The organism is Pauljensenia sp. 20925_1_27 (genome assembly GCF_041432835.1).
In the GTDB taxonomy this organism is placed as follows: Bacteria; Actinomycetota; Actinomycetes; order Actinomycetales; family Actinomycetaceae; genus Pauljensenia.
The window spans coordinates 1-18,941 of the sequence record NZ_JAPWAH010000009.1 but is presented as its reverse complement, the minus strand read 5'-3'; the positions used below and the strand labels follow the sequence as shown (position 1 = coordinate 18,941).

Below are 18,941 nucleotides of genomic sequence, written 5' to 3'. Positions count from 1 at the left end.
AGGCGACCAGTAGGCCCAGGGGGACTCGAACCCCCAACCTACGGATTAAAAGTCCGCTGCTCTACCATTGAGCTATAGGCCCATCAGTCCCATTGTAGGAGGAAGAAGTCCCCATGGCCCAATCGAAGATGCCGCGACGCCCCGCCATGCTCGACGCAGCCCGGGCTGAGGCCATCGTCGGCGACGAAGATCCCGCGGCCACCGCCGCCGTTGCGCACACCGCCGCCTGGGCCCTCATGGGCGTGGGAGACGAGACCTTCACCGACGCCGACGTCGCGCGCCTGCGCGAGACCGTGCGCACCCGCGGCGTGGATACGATCGCGCACGTGTGGTCGCGCAGCCCCGAATTCACCCTCCCCGGTGCGCTGTGGCGCGTCTACCTGCTGCACGAGTGGTACCACCGCGACCCGCTTCTCGTGGCCGAGCGCTACGCCGACGGGATGCGCGCGCCCATCATCCAGGGCCTCGAGGCCCCCGTCGAGCTGCGCCCCCTCAGCCTCATCATGGAGGAAATCGACTCGCTGCTGCGCGGCGACCTGACCGACGACGACCTCGAGTACGTGCTAGCCCAGGCGTCGCGGGCGATGCGCGTGCTCGCCGCCGGCGAGGCCGGGGCCCTGTGGATCGAAGACCCCTCGGACCCCCTCGCCCACCGCGTCACCATGCGCCACTGTGCGCTGCTGGTCACCGCCGACGAGCTCGACGTCGCCGCGCGCGAGGCGGCCGTCGGCACCCTCGACTGACCCCTCGCCGCCGAGGCCGGGGTGCCTCACACCGGGCGTGACCCGGGGTGACGTGGCGCGCCCACCAGGGCACGGACGCGCCCGGGCGACTACCCTATTCTCTATGCGCCCGATGCCAGCCCCACGCCCCCAGCGACTCGTTCGCTCCGCGGGCGCACTCGTCTGGCGCTTCACGGACCCCGCGCGCGTCGCCGTCCCCGGCGAGCCCATCGACCCCTCGGACATCGAAGTCCTCATGGTCCACCGGCCGCGCTACCACGACTGGTCCTGGCCCAAGGGCAAGACCGAAAACGGTGAATCCCTCGTCGCCGCCGCCGTGCGCGAAGTTGAGGAGGAGACCGGACAGGTCGTCACGCTCGGCGCGCCCCTGACGACCCAGCGCTACCGCCTGGGCGGCGGGCAGACCAAGGAAGTCCACTACTGGGTGGGCACGCCCGTCCCCACAGGTCACGCCTCCGAGCGCCTGCGCGCCCCCGTCGCGCGCGCCCCGCGCACCGAAATCGACCAGACCGCGTGGACCTCGCCCGAGCGCGCCGCAGACATGCTCACGCGCCGAGGCGACCGCCGCCTCCTCGCCGACATCGTCGCCCGCGCCCGCGAAGGCCGACTCGTGACCACGACGCTTCTCGTCCTGCATCCCGGGCAGGGCGAGCCCCCGCACCTCGACGAGGCCGGGGACGCCCACGCTTCCGCGTCGCCTTCCGCGTCGTCCGGCGGCTCCGCGTCGTCCGGTTCTTCCGTATCTTCCGGCGGTTCCGCCGTGCCCGGGGCGGCCGTGGCACCTGCTCAGCCTCGCCCCGCGCCGACCCCCGCGATGGTCGCGTCCGCCGCGGCCAGGAGGGCCGCCCAGGTGGAGCAGGCCTCGGCGAAGAAGGCCGAGGCTGCGCGCGAACCCGTCGACCCGCCGCTCAGCCGATTCGGCGTGCGCCAGGCGTTCGACCTCATCGACCTGCTCTCGAGCTTCGGCGTCGCCCGCGCGTTCGCCTCTCCTGCCGCCCGCGCGCGCCAGAGCCTCACGCCCTGGGCTTCGATGGGTGGGGGCTCGGTGACGCTCGTCGACTCCCTCGACCTCATCGCCTCCGGCTCGGATGCGCAGATCGACGCCGAGGCACGCCTCGGACGCGTCCGCGCTTTCGCGGCCGAGCGCCTGCGCGAGCACGCGTCCCCCACGGTCCTGTCGGTCGCGGGAACGGCTCGCGACGCCATCATCGAGGAGATCCGCGCCTACGCGTCGGCTCCCGTCGCCGGCAGCGAGGCCCCGTGTCTGAGGCACGGCCAGGTCCTCGTCGCACACGTCGAGCACGGTCCCGATGGGCCGGTCGTCGCAGCCCTCGAAACGCACGGCGTCACCACGAAGAACCCCGCCACCCACGCGCGCAAGGCCTCCAAGAAGCACTGAGGCGACCCGGCACAAGCCGAGCCGCCATCAGAGCGCACGAGCGCAGGTCACATGCCGGAGTCCTTCACGGACTGCGACAGCTTCTCACCGTCATTCGAAATCGCGATGCACACGATGTCGCGGTCGCCCAGCTTCCAGCTCGCCTCCGTCGGGAACATCGTCGTGATCTCCAAGTCGGAGTCGTCGTAGGCGGCGCCCACGTATCCCTCGAAGGTGGCGGTGCAGACCTCGGTCATGCGATCGTTGAGCGCGGAGTCGGAGGGGCGCTCGCCGTCAGTGAGCTTTTCGATGTGGTAGACCTCGCCGTCGTGCTCGGAGGTGCATTCGACGACCTCGACGCGCGAGACGGTGCTGCCGTTCGGCAGCTGCACGCACTGACCGACCTCGACCTTGAACGCCGAGGTATTGCCGCCCAGCAGGGAGCAGGCGGACAGAGTCATGGACAGGGCTGCGACGGACGACGCGAGCGCAAGAGTGCGGGTAGAAATGCGGGACATGATGCTCCTTGGGTGATGGGGCCGTGGCCGATGGGATGTAATGCCCACGGGATGGCGACGCTGACTGTCCGGTAGGACTTCGGTGTCGATGGTGACACTATACAAGGTGCAGGTCGCAGGGATAAAAGCGGTGGCGGCCCGGCACAAGTCGAGCCGCCACGAGCGCGCGTAGAAACCGGGTCACATGCCGGAGTCGCGCACAGACTGAGTCAGCTTTGAATGATCCAGCGGACGAGCCAGACACACGATCGTGCGGTCCTTGTGCGCCCACGAATCCTTCGTCGGGATCATCCACGTCGCATCCAGCGATGACGTCAGGTAGTCCGCACCCACGTACTCGTCAAACGCCGAGATGCACATTGACTCGGCCTGCCTGTTGAGCTCGTCCGCCCCCGGGAAATCCCCGTCGGCAACCGTGTCGATATGGAAGACCTCGGCGTCATGCTCGTGCGTGCAGCCGGTCGTCTCGAGAGTGGTCGCCGTGGTCTCCTCCGAGCCCTCCGGCAGGAGGATGCACTGGCCCACCCGCATGTGCATGACGGACGAATCCGAGCACGCGGCGAGCGGGGCGGCAAGAACACCAATGACGGCGACCAGGCCGACGAGACGACGGGAAGCCACTAGTGAACCCCCAGGGGAAGCGCCACGACGAGGTACACGATGCCAGACACGACGGCCGCGGCCGGCAGCGTGAGGAACCACGCGGTGACGATGCTGCCCGCGACGCCCCAGCGAACCGCGGAGAAACGCTTCGTGCAACCCACGCCCATGATCGCCGTCGACACGACCTGCGTCGTCGAGATGGGGGCGTGGATGACGTAGGAGCACAGGTACAGGATCGAGGCGGACACGGCCTCGGCGGTGAAGCCGCGAGCCGGATCCAGGTCGATGATCTTGCGGCCAATGGTGCGCATGATGCGCCCACCGCCGGCCATGGTACCCAGCGAAATCGCCAGAGCGCTCGAGATCTTCACCCACAGAGGCACGTTCATCTCGCCCGTGATCGGATCGAGGATGTTGTGGTGCTCGCCGTAACCGCCAGCCATCAGCGCCATGACGATGATGCCCATCGTCTTCTGCGCGTCCTGGATGCCGTGGCCCAGGGCCATCGCAGCCGAGGAGATGCGCTGCGCGGCGCGGAAGCGACGCATCGTGCGGTGATACTGCGCCTTGCGCAGCAGCGACAGCACGAACTTCATGACGATGTAGCCGACGATGAAACCGATGATGGGGGAGGCGAACATCGGGATCACGACGTGGCTCATGATGCCCCACCAGTAAACGACCGTGCCGCTCATGAGGCCGGCGCCCGCCATACCACCGATGAGGGCGTGTGAGGAGGACGACGGCAGGCCAAACCACCAGGTGATCAGGTTCCAGATGCAGGCGCCCAGCAGGGCGGCCAGGATGATGACCAGGCCCTTTTGCTGCATCGCTGGCAGTGGAGACTCGGCGTAGTCGCTGATCGAAATGATGCCCTTACCGACCGTCTTGGCGACGGCCGTGCCCATCATGGCGCCGATGATGTTCATCGCCGCGGCCATGAGGAGCGCCGCGCGGGGAGTCCACGCGCGTGTCGACACGGAGGTCGCGATCGCGTTCGCCGCGTCGTGGAAGCCATTCGTGTAGCTGAAGAACAGCGCGACGGCGATGACGACGACGACGAGGATCAGATTCAGATCCACGGCTCAGGATTCCTTCAGTGCGAGGGACTCGATGACGTTGGCCAGCTCCTCGAACGCGTCGGCGCAGGACTCGAGGCCCTGGACGATGTCCTTGAGCTTGATGATCGTGACCGGGTCGAGGCCGGAGTCGAACAGGGCGGTCAGCGTGCGGCGGTAGGCCAGGTCGCCCTCGTTTTCGAGGCGGTTGATCTCGATCCAGTAGTCGCGCATGTCCACGGGCGACTTGAGCTTGGGCATGTTCTCGGCGGTGAGGTCCGCGCAGTGCTTGATGACCTCGATCTGTGTGTTCAGCAAGGAGACCAGGGAGGAGGGGATGTCGGCGATGCCGTAGACGACCAGGAGATCGCCGGCCTCGTCGATGAAGTCGAGGCAATCATCCAGGTGGGACGCCAGCGACTGCAGGTCCTCGCGGTCGAAAGGCGTGATGAACGAGGAGTTGATGCGCTGGACGATCGCGTGGTTCAGCTCGTCGCCGCGGTGCTCGACCTCGTGGAGCTGATCGCGCAGGGCGATGCGCTCCTCCGGGGAGGCGGCGTAGATGTGCGTCAGGAATTCGACGGCCTGCACGAGCTGGCGGGCCTGGGAGGTGAAGTCTTCAAAAAAGTCAGGGCCTTGGGTCTTGTTTCGGAATCCCATGGTGTATTCGGTCCTTCCAATGGTGAACAGCACTGTTGTGCTACCTGCAATCGTCGGTCATGGGGCGGTGAGACTTCAAGTTCAGTGATGGATTTGTGACCCCATATCTGGTGGTCTATCTCACGGAGAGCGGTGGTGGGCTGACTTCCGTCTCATTCACGAGGTCTGGGCTGGGTTGAGCACGAAGCGTGGCGGCCCAGGGGTGGGTTGAAGGTCCCTGTCGGCCGGGCGGTGTGTGACTCGTTCGACTACGATTGTGGTGTGACCGGGACCAAGCGCCCGTAAGCGCGGGCGAGGGGTCCGGCATGATTGATTATGTCAATCGGGGACGCAGACGCGGCCTCGACAATCCAAAATGCCTCAGGAGGCAAAATGTCCGTGACTGAACAGGACGTGCGTGCAGCGGCTCCGGCCAACGCTCCCGAAGATGTCGTCAAGTGGGTTGCTGAAATTGCTGAGCTGACCACCCCTGACGCCATCGAGTTCTGCGACGGCTCCCAGGAGGAGTGGGATCGCCTGACCTCTCAGATGGTCGAGAGCGGCATGTTCACCAAGCTCAACGAGGAGAAGCGCCCGAACTCCTTCCTCGCTCGTTCCAAGCCGTCCGACGTTGCGCGTGTTGAGTCCCGTACCTTCATCTGCTGTGAGAAGGAAGAGGACGCCGGCCCGACGAACCACTGGGCCGACCCCAAGGAAATGAAGGCCACCCTGCACGAGAAGTTCACGGGTGCCATGAAGGGCCGCACCATGTACGTGGTGCCCTTCTCCATGGGTCCCCTCGGCGGCCCCATCTCCCAGCTCGGTGTTGAGATCACCGACTCTCCCTACGTTGTCGTCAACATGCGCATCATGACCCGCATGGGTGCTGCTGCCATGGACCTCATCAACGAGGGTCGCGTGTGGGTTCCCGCCGTTCACTCCGTCGGCGCTCCCCTGGAGCCCGGTCAGGAAGACTCCTCCTGGCCCTGCAACGACGAGAAGTACATCACCCACTTCCCCGAGACCAACGAGATTTGGTCCTTCGGTTCGGGTTACGGCGGCAACGCCCTGCTCGGCAAGAAGTGCTTCGCCCTGCGTATCGCCTCGACGATGGCCCGCCGTGACGGCTGGATGGCCGAGCACATGCTCGTCCTGCGCCTGACCCGCGAGTCCACCGGCCAGCAGTTCCACGTCACCGCCGCCTTCCCGTCGGCCTGTGGCAAGACCAACCTCGCCATGCTCCAGCCCACGATCCCCGGCTACAAGGTCGAGACCGTCGGCGACGACATCGCGTGGATGCGCCCGGGCCCGGATGGCCGCCTGCGCGCCATCAACCCCGAGGCCGGCTTCTTCGGCGTCGCCCCCGGCACCTCCTACAAGACCAACCCCATGGCCATGGAGACCGGCAAGGCCAACTCCATCTTCACGAACGTCGCCCTGACCGACGACGGTGACGTGTGGTGGGAAGGCATCGACGGTGACGTTCCGGCGCACCTGATCGACTGGCACGGCAACGACTGGACCCCCGAGTCCGGCGAGAAGGCTGCTCACCCGAACAGCCGCTTCACCGTCCCCGCCTCGCAGTGCCCGATCATCTGCCCCGACTGGGAAGCCCCCGAGGGCGTCGCGGTTGACGCCGTCCTCTTCGGTGGCCGCCGCGCCACCAACGTCCCGCTGGTCGCCGAGCAGTACGAGCCCGCCCACGGCGTGTTCATCGGTGCCTCCGTGGCCTCCGAGGTCACCGCTGCCGCGACCGACGTCAAGGCCGGTTCGCTGCGCCACGACCCCTTCGCCATGCTGCCCTTCTGCGGCTACAACATGGCCGACTACTGGGGCCACTGGCTGGAGATGCAGGACAAGCTCGGCGAGGGCTTCCCGAAGGTCTACCAGGTCAACTGGTTCCGCAAGGACGAAGACGGCAACTTCATGTGGCCCGGCTACGGCGACAACGCCCGCGTCCTGGACTGGATCGTTCGCCGCGCCGCCGGCGAGGTCGAGGCCATCGACGGCGTGACCGGCCGCTACCCGAAGTTCGAGGACTTCAACCTCGACGGCCTGGACATCGATGAGACCGTCTGGGCGAAGCTCTTCGCGATCGACCCCGACGCCTGGGCCGCCGAGATGGACGACACCGAGGAGTACTTCTCGCAGTTCGGCGACAAGCTCCCCGCCGCCATCACCGAGCAGCTGGCCAAGTTCCGCGAGCGCATCGCCGCCGCGAAGCAGGCCTGATCCGCGCGGATCTGAGGGCGAGCCCCGGAGGAAACTCCGGGGCTCGCCCCTTTTCTTTACACGTTTCTGCGCCTCGTTGATATCTACGCGAAAACTGACCGGATTGCGTGTGCGGGACCCGAGACGGCTACACTGAGATAGCATCCGACCGCGCACGCAAGGAGAGCCCGTGCCCAACTACTTGACCAACGAAGAGCTGGCCCACGCCAAGGGGCTGCTCGATCGTATGAACGATATTTTCCAGCACACCGTCGTCGGCCAGGAAGGTCTGCGCCGCGCGTTGACCGCCGCGCTGCTCGCGGGCGGCCACGTGCTGGTCGAATCCGTCCCCGGCCTCGCGAAGACGACCGCCGCACAGACACTCGCGTCTGCGGTCTCTGGTACCTTCCACCGTATCCAGTGCACGCCCGACCTCATGCCCAACGACATCGTCGGCTCGCAGATCTGGAACCAGGAACGCGGCGAGATGGTCACTCAGCTGGGTCCCGTCCACGCGAACATGGTCCTCATGGACGAGATCAACCGTTCATCGGCGAAGACCCAGTCCGCCATGCTGGAGGCTATGCAGGAACGCCAGACCACGATCGGCGGCGTCAACCACAAGCTGCCCAGCCCCTTCATGGTCATGGCCACGCAGAACCCCATCGAAGAAGAGGGCACCTACGTGCTGCCCGAGGCGCAGATGGACCGTTTCCTCCTCAAGGAGGTCATCACGTATCCGACGCCGGTCGAGGAACTCGAGGTTCTGACGCGTATCGACAATGGCCAGATCGCAGCGAAGTCGTCGGCGACGCCGATCACTTTGCCCGACGTGCTCACCCTGCAGGATGCCTGCCGCCGAGTGTTCGTCCACGAGACCCTCAAGGCCTACATCGTGGACATCGTGAACACGACGCGAGGTGCCGGTCCCAACCCGTTGCCGGGCTGGAACAAGCACGTGCGCGTCGGCGCGTCCCCGCGTGGCAGCATTGCGCTCATGCAGATCTCCCAGGCAATCGCCCTCATGTCCGGCCGCAACCATGTGATGCCCGACGACATTAAGGCGATGCGTTACGGCATCCTGCGCCACCGCATCATCCGTACATTCGACGCGCTCGCCGACAACGTGTCCATTGAGGGCCTCATTGATGCCGTGTTCAACGCGGTTCCCGTTCCGTAAAGAACCCTCGGTCCCACACGCCAGTTGATTGTCTGAAGGAACGTCATGCCTGTACGCTCGCGCGAAATCCACTCGCTCTCGTCGCGCATCCAGCTGCCCGTCATGCGCAAGCTGCTGTCCATCATGGACGGCCAGCACTCTGCGTTGCGGCAGGGACGCGGCTGGGAGTTCATGGACTTGGCTCCCTACCAGGCGGGCGACGATGTTCGTTCCATCGATTGGGCGGCAACCGCGCGCACGGGGTCGCCGGTGATTAAGCGGCGCGAGGCGACGGCTAACCTGCAGGTCATGCTCGTCGTTGACACGGGACGTGAGATGGGTGCGCTGGCACCCTCGGGGGAGACGAAGGAAGAGGTGGCGTTGACGGCGTGCGAGGCGATCGCTTGGCTGAGCGTCGCCCGAGGAGACCAGATTGGCCTCGTCGCCGGGGATTCGCAGCGCGTGCGCTTCATGCCCGCCCGCTCGGGCAACGCCCACGCCGAGACCGTGATGCGCCGCATCGAGGAGGACATCACCCTGTCCTCGCCTCACTCGGACGTGCCCAAGCTCCTGGCGCGCGCCCGCACCGTGACCCAGCGGCGAAGCCTCATGGTGATCATCACGGATGCGACCCAGCCGGAGCCCACGCGCGTGTCCGACGATCTTATTAAATCGCTGTCGGTACGCCACCAGGTCATGCAGATCTGCGTGGCTGACATCGATCCGACATCCCTAGACACGGGCACGAATGTCGTCGATGTGAACGAGGGACCGCTCCCCGACTTCCTGCTGCGCGACAACCAACTGTCGGGTGAAGCCGCCAACGTGATGGCGATGCGACGCGCGGCAGTGACCCAGATGCTTGATAAGAGGGGGGTCATCCACGTGGATGTTTCGTCCAGTGAAGAAGTGCCGCGCGCCCTCATGCGCGCTCTCGAAAGGGGCGCACATGTCCGGTGACATCAAAGATAACCTGCTGGACCCCGTCATCTATCCGAACTGGATGTGGGTCCTCGGCCTGGCGATCGTGGTCGCCGTGCTTGGGTGGATCCTGTACAGCGTGTGGCGCTGGTGGACCTCGCGCATCGGCGAGGTCATGGAACTGCAAACAATTACGGACGCGCGCCGCAAGAAGTACCTGACTTTCATCGATCAGATCGCGGACCGCTACGCCGACGGAGATCTGGATGCGCGCGGCGTGCACCTCGCGCTCGCGGGCCTCATGCGTGCACTCGGCACAGAGCGTACGGGGCGTGACCTCGAGGTGGCGACCGTGTCCGAGGTACGCGAGCTCGTCCCCGTGTGGCCGGGCCTGGCCGACATCCTTCAGGCCTGTGAAGTCCCCAGTTTCACGGGCGACAACATCCCGCAGGGGCAGCCCTCGCACGAGGCTGTCACCCGGGTCCTGACCATGGCTGTGGAGGCGGTGAACGTATGAGGTTCGGGTGGCTTATCCCCGTCGTCCTCCTGGTCGTCGCGGCGGCGACCGTCCTCGGATGGATGCTCGCACGTCGGGCCGGCGAACGCTCGGGCAAGAAAGGCTGGGTGGCCAACACCGGCTTCCTGCGTGGCCTGCCCAAGTATCAGGCACTCGTGCGCCGCACGCGCGCGTCCCTGTCGATGGCTGTCGTCTGCTTCATCATCGCCGTCATCGCGGCGGCGGTCTCCGCGGGTGCGCCCGTCGACCGCTACACCAAGTACGACAAGTCGTCGAGCCGTGACATCATCCTGTGCCTGGACGCCTCCGGATCGATGCTCCCCTACGACTCGGAGATCGGTGACGCGTTCAAGCAGATCATTTCCCACTTCGAGGGTGAGCGAATCTCGCTGCAGCTGTGGAATGCCTACTCGATGACGATGTTCCCTCTGACAGACGACTACGAGATGGCCGACGACGTGCTTACGGAGATGGCCGATCAGATCGACCGTGGATACAGTCAAATCGGCCAGAACATTTACGTCACCAAGGAACTCGAGGCCTACCTCAAGCCGACGCTCGCCAACGACGACGAGCGTCGTGCCTCGCTGGTCGGTGATGGCCTGGCCTCCTGCGTGCTCGGTTTCGACCACACCGACAAGGAACGTTCGCGTACGATCCTGCTCGCGACCGACAACGAGGTGTTCGGCGAGGGTATCTACAACCTGTCCGAGGCCATCGAATTCGCGAAGAGCCAGGGAGTGACCGTCTCGGTCCTGTACCCGGGGTCAAAGTACGGGATGAAGGATGAGGGCGTGGAGCTGCGCGACCAGGTCAAGTCCACCGGCGGCGAGTTCTACGACGCATCCTCCCCCTCTGCCGTCGATGACGTCGTTCGGCAGATCGAATCCGAGCAGAAGGAAGAACTCGATTCCGCGGGCAAGCTCGTGGAAACCGACCGCCCGGGCGCCGCCCTCGGCTGGACCATCGTCGGTGTCCTGTCCCTGCTCGGTCTGCTCGCTTTCGGGAGGCTCTGACATGATTTTTCGCCCTGTTATCCACCCGGTGTTGTTGGTTCTGATCCTGGCGATTGGCGTGACTTTCGTATTCCTGTCCGCCAAGCGCGCAGCCCGCAAGCGCGTCATGGACGTGATCCGCCGCTCGCTGATCGTCCTGATCGTCATCGTCATGGGTGCCGGTCCGTCGATTCCTGGTGAGGCAGTCGAAGTTTCGTCGGCCCTCGAGGTCTACCTCGTCATCGACCGTACCGGCTCGATGGCTGCAGAGGACTGGGACGGATCCAAGCCGCGCATCGACGGCGTGCGCAATGACGTCGCCATCCTCATGAACTCCATGGCGGGTTCCCGCTTCTCGATCCTCACGTGGGACTCCTCGGTGCACATCGACATGCCGCTGACGACCGACTCGTCGGCCGTTGCCTCGTACATGGAGAGCTTCAACCGAGAGCTGTCCTCATCCTCCCAGGGATCGTCGATCAACCGCCCCGCCGCGGACCTGGCAGACCTTCTCGCCAAGAACAAGGAACGCCACCCCCAGAATCTGCGCGTCGTCTTCGTCTTCTCCGACGGCGAGACCTCGAACCAGGATCACTGGTCGAGCGCGCCGAGCGGGTCCGAGGAGGACTGGGACCGCGTCAAGGAGTACGCCGACGGTGGCCTCGTCATCGGCTACGGCACTGAAACGGGCGGGCCGATGAAGGCGCTGCGCCTAGGCAACAGCGAATCGCAGAGCGCGGGTGACGACGGCTACATCCACGACCTGTCCAAGCCCGGTAATCCGGTTGCGATCTCAAAGATCGACGAGGCGGCCCTGCAATCGGTCGCATCGCGCATCGGCGTCGACTACGTGCACTCGCCCGACAAGTCGGCGATCGAGTCCCACGCGCGCACCATCATGGACAGCGCGTCGGAGATCTCCGAGCAGCGCAACATGAAAGACACGTACCGTTACATCATCTGGCCGTTCGCGCTCCTGCTGGGGGGACTCCTCGCGTGGGAGGGCGCCACCCTGGCGCTGCGCGCTCAACAGCTGAGGAATTCGCATGCCCTCTAAAAACAACCTGCCCGAAGAGGACCTCCTGCCTTTCGGTGCCCTCACGGGCAGCCCGGTCGATTCCTCGGTCCGCGAGCAGCTCGGCCAGGCCACCAACGGCAAACAGAAAGTACAGCGCTCCCCGCGCGCGCTGCGCCCACTGTGGTACTCCATCCCGATTCTCGTGATCGCCCTGGCGATCGCCGGGTACCTGATCGGTCTGACGCTCTGGTCGCAGTCGTCGTTGAAGCACTGGAAAGCTCAGGACTACGAGGCTGCGCAGGCTGGCTACGAGGGACAGCGAACGTGGACCGGTATCGGTATCGAGGCCTGGGTGGCCCACTACAACCTCGGCACCACGCTCGTGCGCCAGGATCGCGTGGACGAGGGCGTGGCGGAACTGCGTACTGCCTTCGACCTCGTCCCCAAGGCCACCGAGGTTCAGCCCGGTCGCCTCGAACCCTTCTCCTACGAGTGTCGCGTGCGCGTCAATCTCGGCATCGGACTGGAGATCCAGGGCGACCAGCTGCGCGCCGCGGGCTCGACCGCGGACGCGGTGAGCGTCTACCAGGAAGCCGAAGATACGATCGCCCCCTGCCAGACCGCCTCCGGTGGAGGCGGCCAGTCCGGCGACCAGAACCAGTCCGGCGGACAGTCCGATCAGCAGTCCGGCGGTGAATCCAACAACCCCGCCGACGAAAACAAGGAACGCGTCGGGGACAAGAAGCAGCAGACCGAGGAAGAGTCTCAGGGACAGAGCGGATCGCAGGACCAGCAGCAACAGCAGGGCCAGCAGGGCCAGCAGGAGAATCCGACGCCCAGCCCCAGCCCCTCCGAGAACCCCTATGAGGGCGAAACCCAGGACCAAAAGGAACGCAGGGAACAGCTCGAAAACCAGAACAAAGACAGACAGCAGAATCAGCGTGACACACAGGACGGCAAACGCGACGGCAACCCGAACGGCGCGTGGTGAGGGGCGCGAACCCGTCTCACTTTCGCTGTGACGTGCACCCATAAAACCCAACGACGGCCCAGGTGGTCGTCAAACACCGATAGGCTGGTAACGTGAAGGTTCTTCTCGTTGGTAACGGAGGTCGCGAACACGCGATCGCCCGTGCGCTTGTTCGAACGTCCACCCCTGAGCATCCCGTGTCGCTTGTCGTCCAGGCGGGTAACCCCGCGCTGGAGCAGCTGGGTCGCTCCCTGACCATGGATCCGCTGGACCCGAAGGACGTCGTGCGCCGCGCCACGTCCGAGAAAGTCGACCTCGTGGTCGTCGGCCCCGAGGCTCCGCTCGTCGCGGGCGTCGCGGACGCGGTCCTGGACTACGGGATTCCCGTCTTTGGCCCCACGAAGGACGCCGCGCGCCTCGAGGCCTCCAAGTCGTTCGCGAAGCAGGTCATGGCCGACGCCGGCGTGGCGACGGCTCGCGCTTTCACGTGCACCACGATGGACCAGGTCGAGGCCGCGTTCGACGAACTGGGTGCTCCCTACGTCGTGAAGGATGACGCGCTCGCCGCCGGCAAGGGCGTCGTCGTGACCACCGACCGCGCCCAGGCCTCGGACCATGCGCGCGCCTGCCTGTCGCGCGACGGGGGAGCGGTCGTCATCGAGGACTACCTCGACGGCCCCGAGGTCTCCCTCTTCTGTTTCGCCGACGGCGCGACCGTCGTGCCCCTGCAGCCCGCCCAGGACTTTAAGCGCGTGGGCGATGGCAACGAGGGCCCGAACACGGGCGGCATGGGCGCCTATAGCCCGCTCCCGTGGTTGCCTGAGGAAGCCACCCAGCGCATCGTCGACGAGGTCGCCCAGCCCGTCATCACCGAGATGGCGCGTCGTGGCACCCCCTTCCGCGGGCTCCTGTACTGCGGCCTCGCGATGACCTCCAAGGGCATCCGCGTCGTCGAATTCAACGTGCGTTTCGGTGACCCGGAGACCCAGGTTGTCCTCGAGCGTCTCGACTCCCCGCTGGCCCCCATCCTGTACGCGGCCGCGACCGGCACCCTCGCGAAGGTCCCCGCGCCCGTGTGGAGCCAGGACGCCGCCGTCACGGTAGTCATGGCCTCGGGCGGCTACCCGGGTCCCACTGATACCGGACACCAGATCACGGGTATCGATGCGGCCGAGGCGCTGGACGGCGTCCACGTCATCCACGCCGGCACCTCCGAGGAGATCACCGACGACCCGGCCGACGTCGCCGCCGGATGCTGCGGCTTCGAGCCGACCTACGCGCTCGTGAACTCCGGCGGCCGCGTCCTCGACGTCACCGCCCGCGCGGCCACGCTCGACGAGGCACGCGCGCTCGCCTACCGCGGCGTCGACCTCATCCACTTCGACGGGGAGCACCATCGCAGCGACATTGCGACGTGGCCCGCAGACCTCGCCGTCACCCTTGACTGACAATCCACTGAGGAGCACTATGACCGTCACCCTTCACGGCTGGACCCCGCTGAGCGCGGGCAAGGTCCGCGACATCTACGCTCCCGACGAGGCCGTGGTCGGCCCCGCGCCGCAGACCCCCACCCCGGCGGGACGCCCCCGCCACGCGAAGGCGGGCCCCGAGGCGCTGCTCATGGTGACGTCGGATCGCATCAGCGCCTACGACTACGTGCTGCCGACGCTGATCCCCGGCAAGGGCGCGGTCCTCAACCAGCTCGCCATCTGGTGGATGGGCCAGCTGCGTCCCCTCACGGAAAACCACCTGCTGGCCGTCGGCACGAAGGCCCCGGCCGAGGCCTCGCGCGCCCTGGAGGGCGCACAGCCCACGCGCTTCACGGTTCCCGCCGAGGTGGACGGACGCGCGGTCGTGTGCCGCAGCCTGCACATGATCCCCATCGAGTGCGTCGTGCGCGGCTACCTGACCGGCTCCGGCCTGGTCGAGTACCGCCAGTCCGGTTCCGTGTGTGGCATCGCTCTGCCCGAGGGCCTGACCGAGGCCTCGCGCCTCGAGGAGCCGATCTTCACGCCCGCCGCGAAGGCCGAGCTGGGCGAGCACGACGAGAACATCACCTTCGGGCAGACCGCCGAGCGCATCGGCGATGAGCTCGCGGTCGCTATCCGCGACCTGTCCATCGCGCTGTACAAGGCTGCCCGCGACATCGCCGCGCAGCGCGGCATCATCATCGCGGACACCAAGTTCGAGTTCGGCATCGACGTGACCACGGGAGCCCTCGTGCTCGCGGACGAGATCCTCACGCCCGACTCCTCGCGCTTCTGGCCCGCAGACCAGTGGGTGGAGGGTCAGGTGACCCCCAGCTTCGACAAGCAGTACGTGCGTGATTGGCTGGTCTCTGCCGAGTCCGGCTGGGACCGTGCCTCGGGCGCCAACCCGCCCGCGCTGCCCGACTCCGTCGCCGCTGCGACCGCCGCGCGCTACGTCGAGGCCTACCGCCGACTCACCGGGTCGGACCCCATCCTGTAAACAGACTTGCCCGCCGGGCAAGATGCGCGGCGGGATCCTCACCAACAACACAAGGAGGAACGCCGTGGGGCGAATCATCGTGGAAGTGATGCCGAAGCCGGAAATCCTGGATCCCCAGGGTAAGGCTGTCGGTTCGGCGCTGCCCAGGCTCGGAATCACGAGCTTTGAGGCCGTGCGCCAGGGTAAGTGCTTCCACCTGAGCGTGGACGGTCCCGTCACCGACGAGCTCCTGGAGCAGGCCCGCAAGGCCGCCGAAGAGGTCCTGTCTAACCCGATCATCGAGGATGTCGTGCGCGTCGATGCTATCGACGAGGCCGACGCCCGTTACGCGGGAGGCGTGCAGTGACCCGCGTCGGAGTCGTCACCTTCCCCGGCACCCTCGACGACCGCGACGCCGCCCGCGCGGTGGAAATCGCTGGCGCGCAGGCCGTGTCCCTGTGGCACAAGGACGCCGACCTGCGCGGCGTCGACGCGGTCGTGATCCCCGGCGGCTTCTCCTACGGCGACTACCTGCGCTGCGGCGCGATCGCCGCGACCGCCCCCGTCATGAGCGAAATCGTGCGCGAGGCCGGACGAGGCCTGCCCGTCCTGGGCATCTGCAACGGCTTCCAGGTCCTGTGCGAGTCCCACCTGCTGCCCGGCGCGCTCATCCGCAACGACCACCAGAAGTTCCTGTGCCGCGACCAGGTGCTGCGCATCGAAAACGCGGACACCGCGTGGACGCGCGCCTACAGCGCCGGCGACACCATCACCGTGCCCCTCAAGAACGGTGAAGGCAACTTCCAGGCATCCCCCGCCGAGCTCGAACGACTCGAGGGCGAAGGCCGCGTCGTGTTCCGCTACGTCGACTTCAACCCCAACGGAAGCGCCAACGACATCGCGGGCGTCACCAACGCCTCGGGCAACGTCGTCGGCCTCATGCCCCACCCCGAGCACGCGACCGAAGCAGGCTTCGGCCCGCTCTCCCTCGGCCCCGATGGTGCCAGCCACCACGGCGGCACCGACGGCCTGGGCATCTTCCACTCCGTCCTCGCATCCCTCGTCGGCTGACGACGCCACCGCGCCCTCACCCGTGAGGGAACCCCGGCCTCGTCCCAGACCTTTCGAATGGAAACACGAATGACCTCCGAAAACACCCGCGAGCTGCCCGACACCGTCGAAAACGCCGCCGCGACCCCCGACCAGGACATGGCCTGGAAGGAACTCGGCCTCAAAGAGGACGAATACCAGCGCATCTGCGACATCCTCGGACGCCGACCCACCAACGCCGAGCTCGCCATGTACTCCGTCATGTGGTCCGAGCACTGCTCCTACAAGTCCTCCAAGAAGCACCTCGCCGAACAGTTCGGCGCGCGCACGACCGACGCCATGAGGAAGAACCTCCTCGTCGGCATGGGCCAGAACGCCGGCGTGGTCGACATCGGCGGCGGCTGGGCCGTCACCTTCAAGGTGGAGTCCCACAACCACCCGTCCTTCGTCGAGCCCTACCAGGGTGCGGCCACCGGCGTGGGCGGCATCGTCCGCGACATCATCTCCATGGGTGCCCGCCCGATCGCCGTCATGGACCAGCTGCGCTTCGGCACCGTCGACCACCCCGACACGGCGCGCGTCGTCCACGGCGTCGTCTCCGGCGTCGGCGGCTACGGCAACTGCCTGGGCCTGCCCAACATCGGCGGCGAAACCGAGTTCGACCCCTCCTACCAGGGCAACCCCCTCGTCAACGCGCTGTGCATCGGCAAGCTGCGCCACGACGACATCCACCTGGCCAACGCGACCGGCGAAGGCAACCTCGTCGTCCTCTTCGGCGCGCGCACCGGCGGCGACGGCATCGGTGGCGCGTCCATCCTCGCCTCCGAGACCTTCGAAGACGGCATGCCCGCCAAGCGCCCCTCCGTCCAGGTGGGCGACCCCTTCATGGAGAAGGTTCTCATCGAATGCTGCCTCGACCTGTTCGAGGCCGGCGTCGTCCAGGGCATCCAGGACCTCGGTGCCGCGGGCATCTCGTGCGCCACCTCCGAGCTGGCCTCGAACGGCGACTCCGGCATGCACGTCGACCTCGAGAACGTGCTCCTGCGCGACCCCACGCTCACCGCGGGCGAGATCCTCATGAGCGAGTCCCAGGAACGCATGATGGCGATCGTGACCCCGCAGGATCGCGAGCGCTTCTTCGAGATCATCGACAAGTGGGACGTCGAGGCAGCGGTCATCGGCCACCTGACCGGCGACGGCCGCCTCACGATCGACCACCACGGCCACCGCATCGTCGACGTCGACCCGAAGACCGTCGCTCACGAGGGGCCCGTCTACGACCGCCCCTACGCGCGCCCCGCGTGGCAGGACGAGCTGCAGGCCGCCACCTCCGAGGACCTTGCGCGCCCCGCCACGCGCGAGGAACTCATCGCCGACGTGCGCGCCGTGCTCTCCGACGTCAACCAGGCCTCCAAGGCGTGGGTCACCGACCAGTACGACCGCTACGTGCAAGGCAACACCGCTCTGGCCCAGCCCGACGACGCGGGCGTCATCCGCATCGACGAGGCCACTGGGCTGGGTGTCGCGCTCTCCACGGACGCGAACGGCTGGTACACCAAGCTCGACCCGGCAGCGGGAGCCCGCCAGGCCCTCGCCGAGTCCTACCGTAACGTCGCCGTCGTCGGCGCCGAACCCGTCGCCATCACGGACTGCCTAAACTTCGGCAACCCCGAAGACACGGACGCCATGTGGCAGCTGGTGACCGCCATGACCGCGCTCGCGGACGGCTGCATCGAGCTCGAGATCCCCGTGACCGGCGGCAACGTGTCCCTGTACAACTCCTCCGGCACCGAGAAGGGCCTGCCGAACTCGTCGATCAACCCGACTCCCGTCATCGGCATGCTCGGCATCCTCCCCGACGTCACGCGCGCCAACCCCTCCGGCTTCACCGAAGAGGGCCTCGCCGTCATCCTCCTGGGCACCACCCGTGAGGAGTTCGACGGGTCCGCGTGGGCGCGCATCGCCCGCTCGCACCTCGGCGGCCTGCCGCCCGAGGTCGACCTGAAGGCCGAGGTCGCCCTCGGTAACGTCGTGCGCGCGCTGAGCGCCGCCGATGGCCCTGACGGCCGGCCCCTCGTGCGCGCCGCGCACGACCTGTCCAACGGTGGCCTCGTGCAGTCCCTCGTGGACTCCGCGCTGCGCTTCGGCATCGGCGGCGTCTTCGACGTTGCCGGGGCCGCCCGCCGCGACTGCGTCGGCGACCACGAGATGCTCCTGTCTGAGTCCCAGGCGCGCGCCTTCGTCGCGGTGCCCGAGGCGGCCGTTAAGGCCGTGTTCGCGGCCGCCGAGGCCGAGGGCGTGGACGCCGTGCGCATCGGCACCACGGGCGGCGACATGCTCGCGATCAGCGGCGTGGATCTGCTCGCCGCCGAGGGCGAGGGCTGCGGCTGGATCGCCTCGATCGACGAGCTGCGCGAGCTGAGCGAGACCGGACGCAAGTACTTCTGAGTAGTCGCGTCTGAGTTGTAGCGTCAGGGGGGCGCGGGCCTGCGGGCTCGCGCCCCCGTGCTGTGCTTTGTCTGTTGTCCGTCGGCGCCTGCGTGTTTTTGCTTGTGGTCCCACGGGTGTTCCGGGTGCCGCCTGAGCTCCGGTGTTGCTTCACCCGCCTGATTACCGGCGTTGCTTCACCCGCCTGATTTCCGGCCGCCGCGTGGCCTGCCCGCCCGCTCGCCGTCCGCGCTGCGAGCTTTCAGCTCGGCGCGTCGGCTCGTTG

The 18,941-nt window shown here is 66.9% G+C and carries 18 protein-coding genes and 1 tRNA gene; 14 read left to right on the top strand and 5 right to left on the bottom strand.

The genetic code is table 11. From position 1 onward, the window contains the following. Nucleotides 1-10: 10 nt before the first annotated feature. Nucleotides 11-82 (bottom strand) — tRNA-Lys (locus tag O3684_RS06420). Nucleotides 83-113: 31 nt separating this feature from the next. Here O3684_RS06420 and O3684_RS06415 point away from each other — a divergent pair. Further along, nucleotides 114-743, top strand: coding sequence for a hypothetical protein (locus tag O3684_RS06415; protein ID WP_500065748.1), 630 nt, complete (start codon nucleotides 114-116; stop codon nucleotides 741-743). 112 nt (nucleotides 744-855) lie between these two features. Continuing rightward, entirely contained in the window at nucleotides 856-2,142 is a 1,287-nt protein-coding gene (locus tag O3684_RS06410; protein WP_500065834.1) for an NUDIX hydrolase, read from the top strand. A 47-nt stretch (nucleotides 2,143-2,189) separates the two neighbouring features. Here the strand turns inward: O3684_RS06410 and O3684_RS06405 are convergent, their stop codons facing one another. The 4 genes from O3684_RS06405 to O3684_RS06390 form a co-directional block, all read right to left on the bottom strand. Continuing rightward, nucleotides 2,190-2,639, bottom strand: a complete 450-nt coding sequence (locus O3684_RS06405; protein WP_500065747.1) for a septum formation family protein — start codon at nucleotides 2,637-2,639, stop codon at nucleotides 2,190-2,192. Nucleotides 2,640-2,819: 180 nt separating this feature from the next. Continuing rightward, on the bottom strand, nucleotides 2,820-3,260 hold the full coding sequence (locus tag O3684_RS06400; RefSeq protein ID WP_500065746.1) for a septum formation family protein: 441 nt from the start codon (nucleotides 3,258-3,260) through the stop codon (nucleotides 2,820-2,822). Then, entirely contained in the window at nucleotides 3,260-4,324 is a 1,065-nt protein-coding gene (locus O3684_RS06395; RefSeq protein WP_500063446.1) for an inorganic phosphate transporter, read from the bottom strand. The genes O3684_RS06400 and O3684_RS06395 overlap by 1 nt, the downstream gene beginning before the upstream one ends. 3 nt (nucleotides 4,325-4,327) lie before the next feature. Continuing rightward, nucleotides 4,328-4,960 carry a DUF47 domain-containing protein gene (locus tag O3684_RS06390; RefSeq protein ID WP_500063445.1) on the bottom strand — a complete coding sequence of 211 codons (633 nt, stop codon included), beginning with the start codon at nucleotides 4,958-4,960 and terminating at the stop codon, nucleotides 4,328-4,330. Between the two features lie 372 nt (nucleotides 4,961-5,332). Between O3684_RS06390 and O3684_RS06385 the strand changes: the two genes are divergently transcribed. From O3684_RS06385 to purL, 12 genes are all read left to right on the top strand, one after another. Beyond that, the gene (locus tag O3684_RS06385; protein WP_500065744.1) at nucleotides 5,333-7,171 is read left to right on the top strand and encodes a phosphoenolpyruvate carboxykinase (GTP); all 1,839 of its coding nucleotides are present in this window, start codon (nucleotides 5,333-5,335) and stop codon (nucleotides 7,169-7,171) included. Nucleotides 7,172-7,340: 169 nt separating this feature from the next. After that, nucleotides 7,341-8,330, top strand: a complete 990-nt coding sequence (locus O3684_RS06380; RefSeq protein WP_500063442.1) for an AAA family ATPase — start codon at nucleotides 7,341-7,343, stop codon at nucleotides 8,328-8,330. 45 nt (nucleotides 8,331-8,375) lie between these two features. Beyond that, a complete protein-coding gene (locus O3684_RS06375) occupies nucleotides 8,376-9,269 on the top strand; it encodes a DUF58 domain-containing protein (protein ID WP_500063441.1) in 894 nt (297 codons plus the stop codon). Beyond that, complete coding sequence (locus O3684_RS06370; RefSeq protein WP_500063440.1) at nucleotides 9,259-9,747, top strand: hypothetical protein; 489 nt, start codon at nucleotides 9,259-9,261, stop codon at nucleotides 9,745-9,747. The genes O3684_RS06375 and O3684_RS06370 overlap by 11 nt, the downstream gene beginning before the upstream one ends. Next, nucleotides 9,744-10,763 carry a vWA domain-containing protein gene (locus tag O3684_RS06365; protein WP_500065743.1) on the top strand — a complete coding sequence of 340 codons (1,020 nt, stop codon included), beginning with the start codon at nucleotides 9,744-9,746 and terminating at the stop codon, nucleotides 10,761-10,763. The genes O3684_RS06370 and O3684_RS06365 overlap by 4 nt, the downstream gene beginning before the upstream one ends. A gap of 1 nt (nucleotide 10,764) precedes the next feature. After that, the gene (locus tag O3684_RS06360; RefSeq protein WP_500065741.1) at nucleotides 10,765-11,799 is read left to right on the top strand and encodes a VWA domain-containing protein; all 1,035 of its coding nucleotides are present in this window, start codon (nucleotides 10,765-10,767) and stop codon (nucleotides 11,797-11,799) included. After that, nucleotides 11,789-12,751 (top strand): hypothetical protein, encoded by a 963-nt coding sequence (locus O3684_RS06355; protein ID WP_500065739.1) that lies wholly within the window; start codon nucleotides 11,789-11,791, stop codon nucleotides 12,749-12,751. The genes O3684_RS06360 and O3684_RS06355 overlap by 11 nt, the downstream gene beginning before the upstream one ends. Nucleotides 12,752-12,843: 92 nt before the next feature. After that, complete coding sequence (gene purD / locus O3684_RS06350; protein ID WP_500065738.1) at nucleotides 12,844-14,178, top strand: phosphoribosylamine--glycine ligase; 1,335 nt, start codon at nucleotides 12,844-12,846, stop codon at nucleotides 14,176-14,178. A gap of 19 nt (nucleotides 14,179-14,197) precedes the next feature. Further along, the gene (locus O3684_RS06345; RefSeq protein WP_500065736.1) at nucleotides 14,198-15,199 is read left to right on the top strand and encodes a phosphoribosylaminoimidazolesuccinocarboxamide synthase; all 1,002 of its coding nucleotides are present in this window, start codon (nucleotides 14,198-14,200) and stop codon (nucleotides 15,197-15,199) included. Between the two features lie 64 nt (nucleotides 15,200-15,263). Further along, complete coding sequence (purS, locus tag O3684_RS06340; RefSeq protein WP_500065734.1) at nucleotides 15,264-15,545, top strand: phosphoribosylformylglycinamidine synthase subunit PurS; 282 nt, start codon at nucleotides 15,264-15,266, stop codon at nucleotides 15,543-15,545. Further along, the gene (gene purQ, locus O3684_RS06335; RefSeq protein ID WP_500063433.1) at nucleotides 15,542-16,249 is read left to right on the top strand and encodes a phosphoribosylformylglycinamidine synthase subunit PurQ; all 708 of its coding nucleotides are present in this window, start codon (nucleotides 15,542-15,544) and stop codon (nucleotides 16,247-16,249) included. The genes purS and purQ overlap by 4 nt, the downstream gene beginning before the upstream one ends. Before the next feature lie 69 nt (nucleotides 16,250-16,318). Next, the gene (purL, locus tag O3684_RS06330) at nucleotides 16,319-18,676 is read left to right on the top strand and encodes a phosphoribosylformylglycinamidine synthase subunit PurL (protein ID WP_500065732.1); all 2,358 of its coding nucleotides are present in this window, start codon (nucleotides 16,319-16,321) and stop codon (nucleotides 18,674-18,676) included. Nucleotides 18,677-18,941 lie beyond the last annotated feature (265 nt).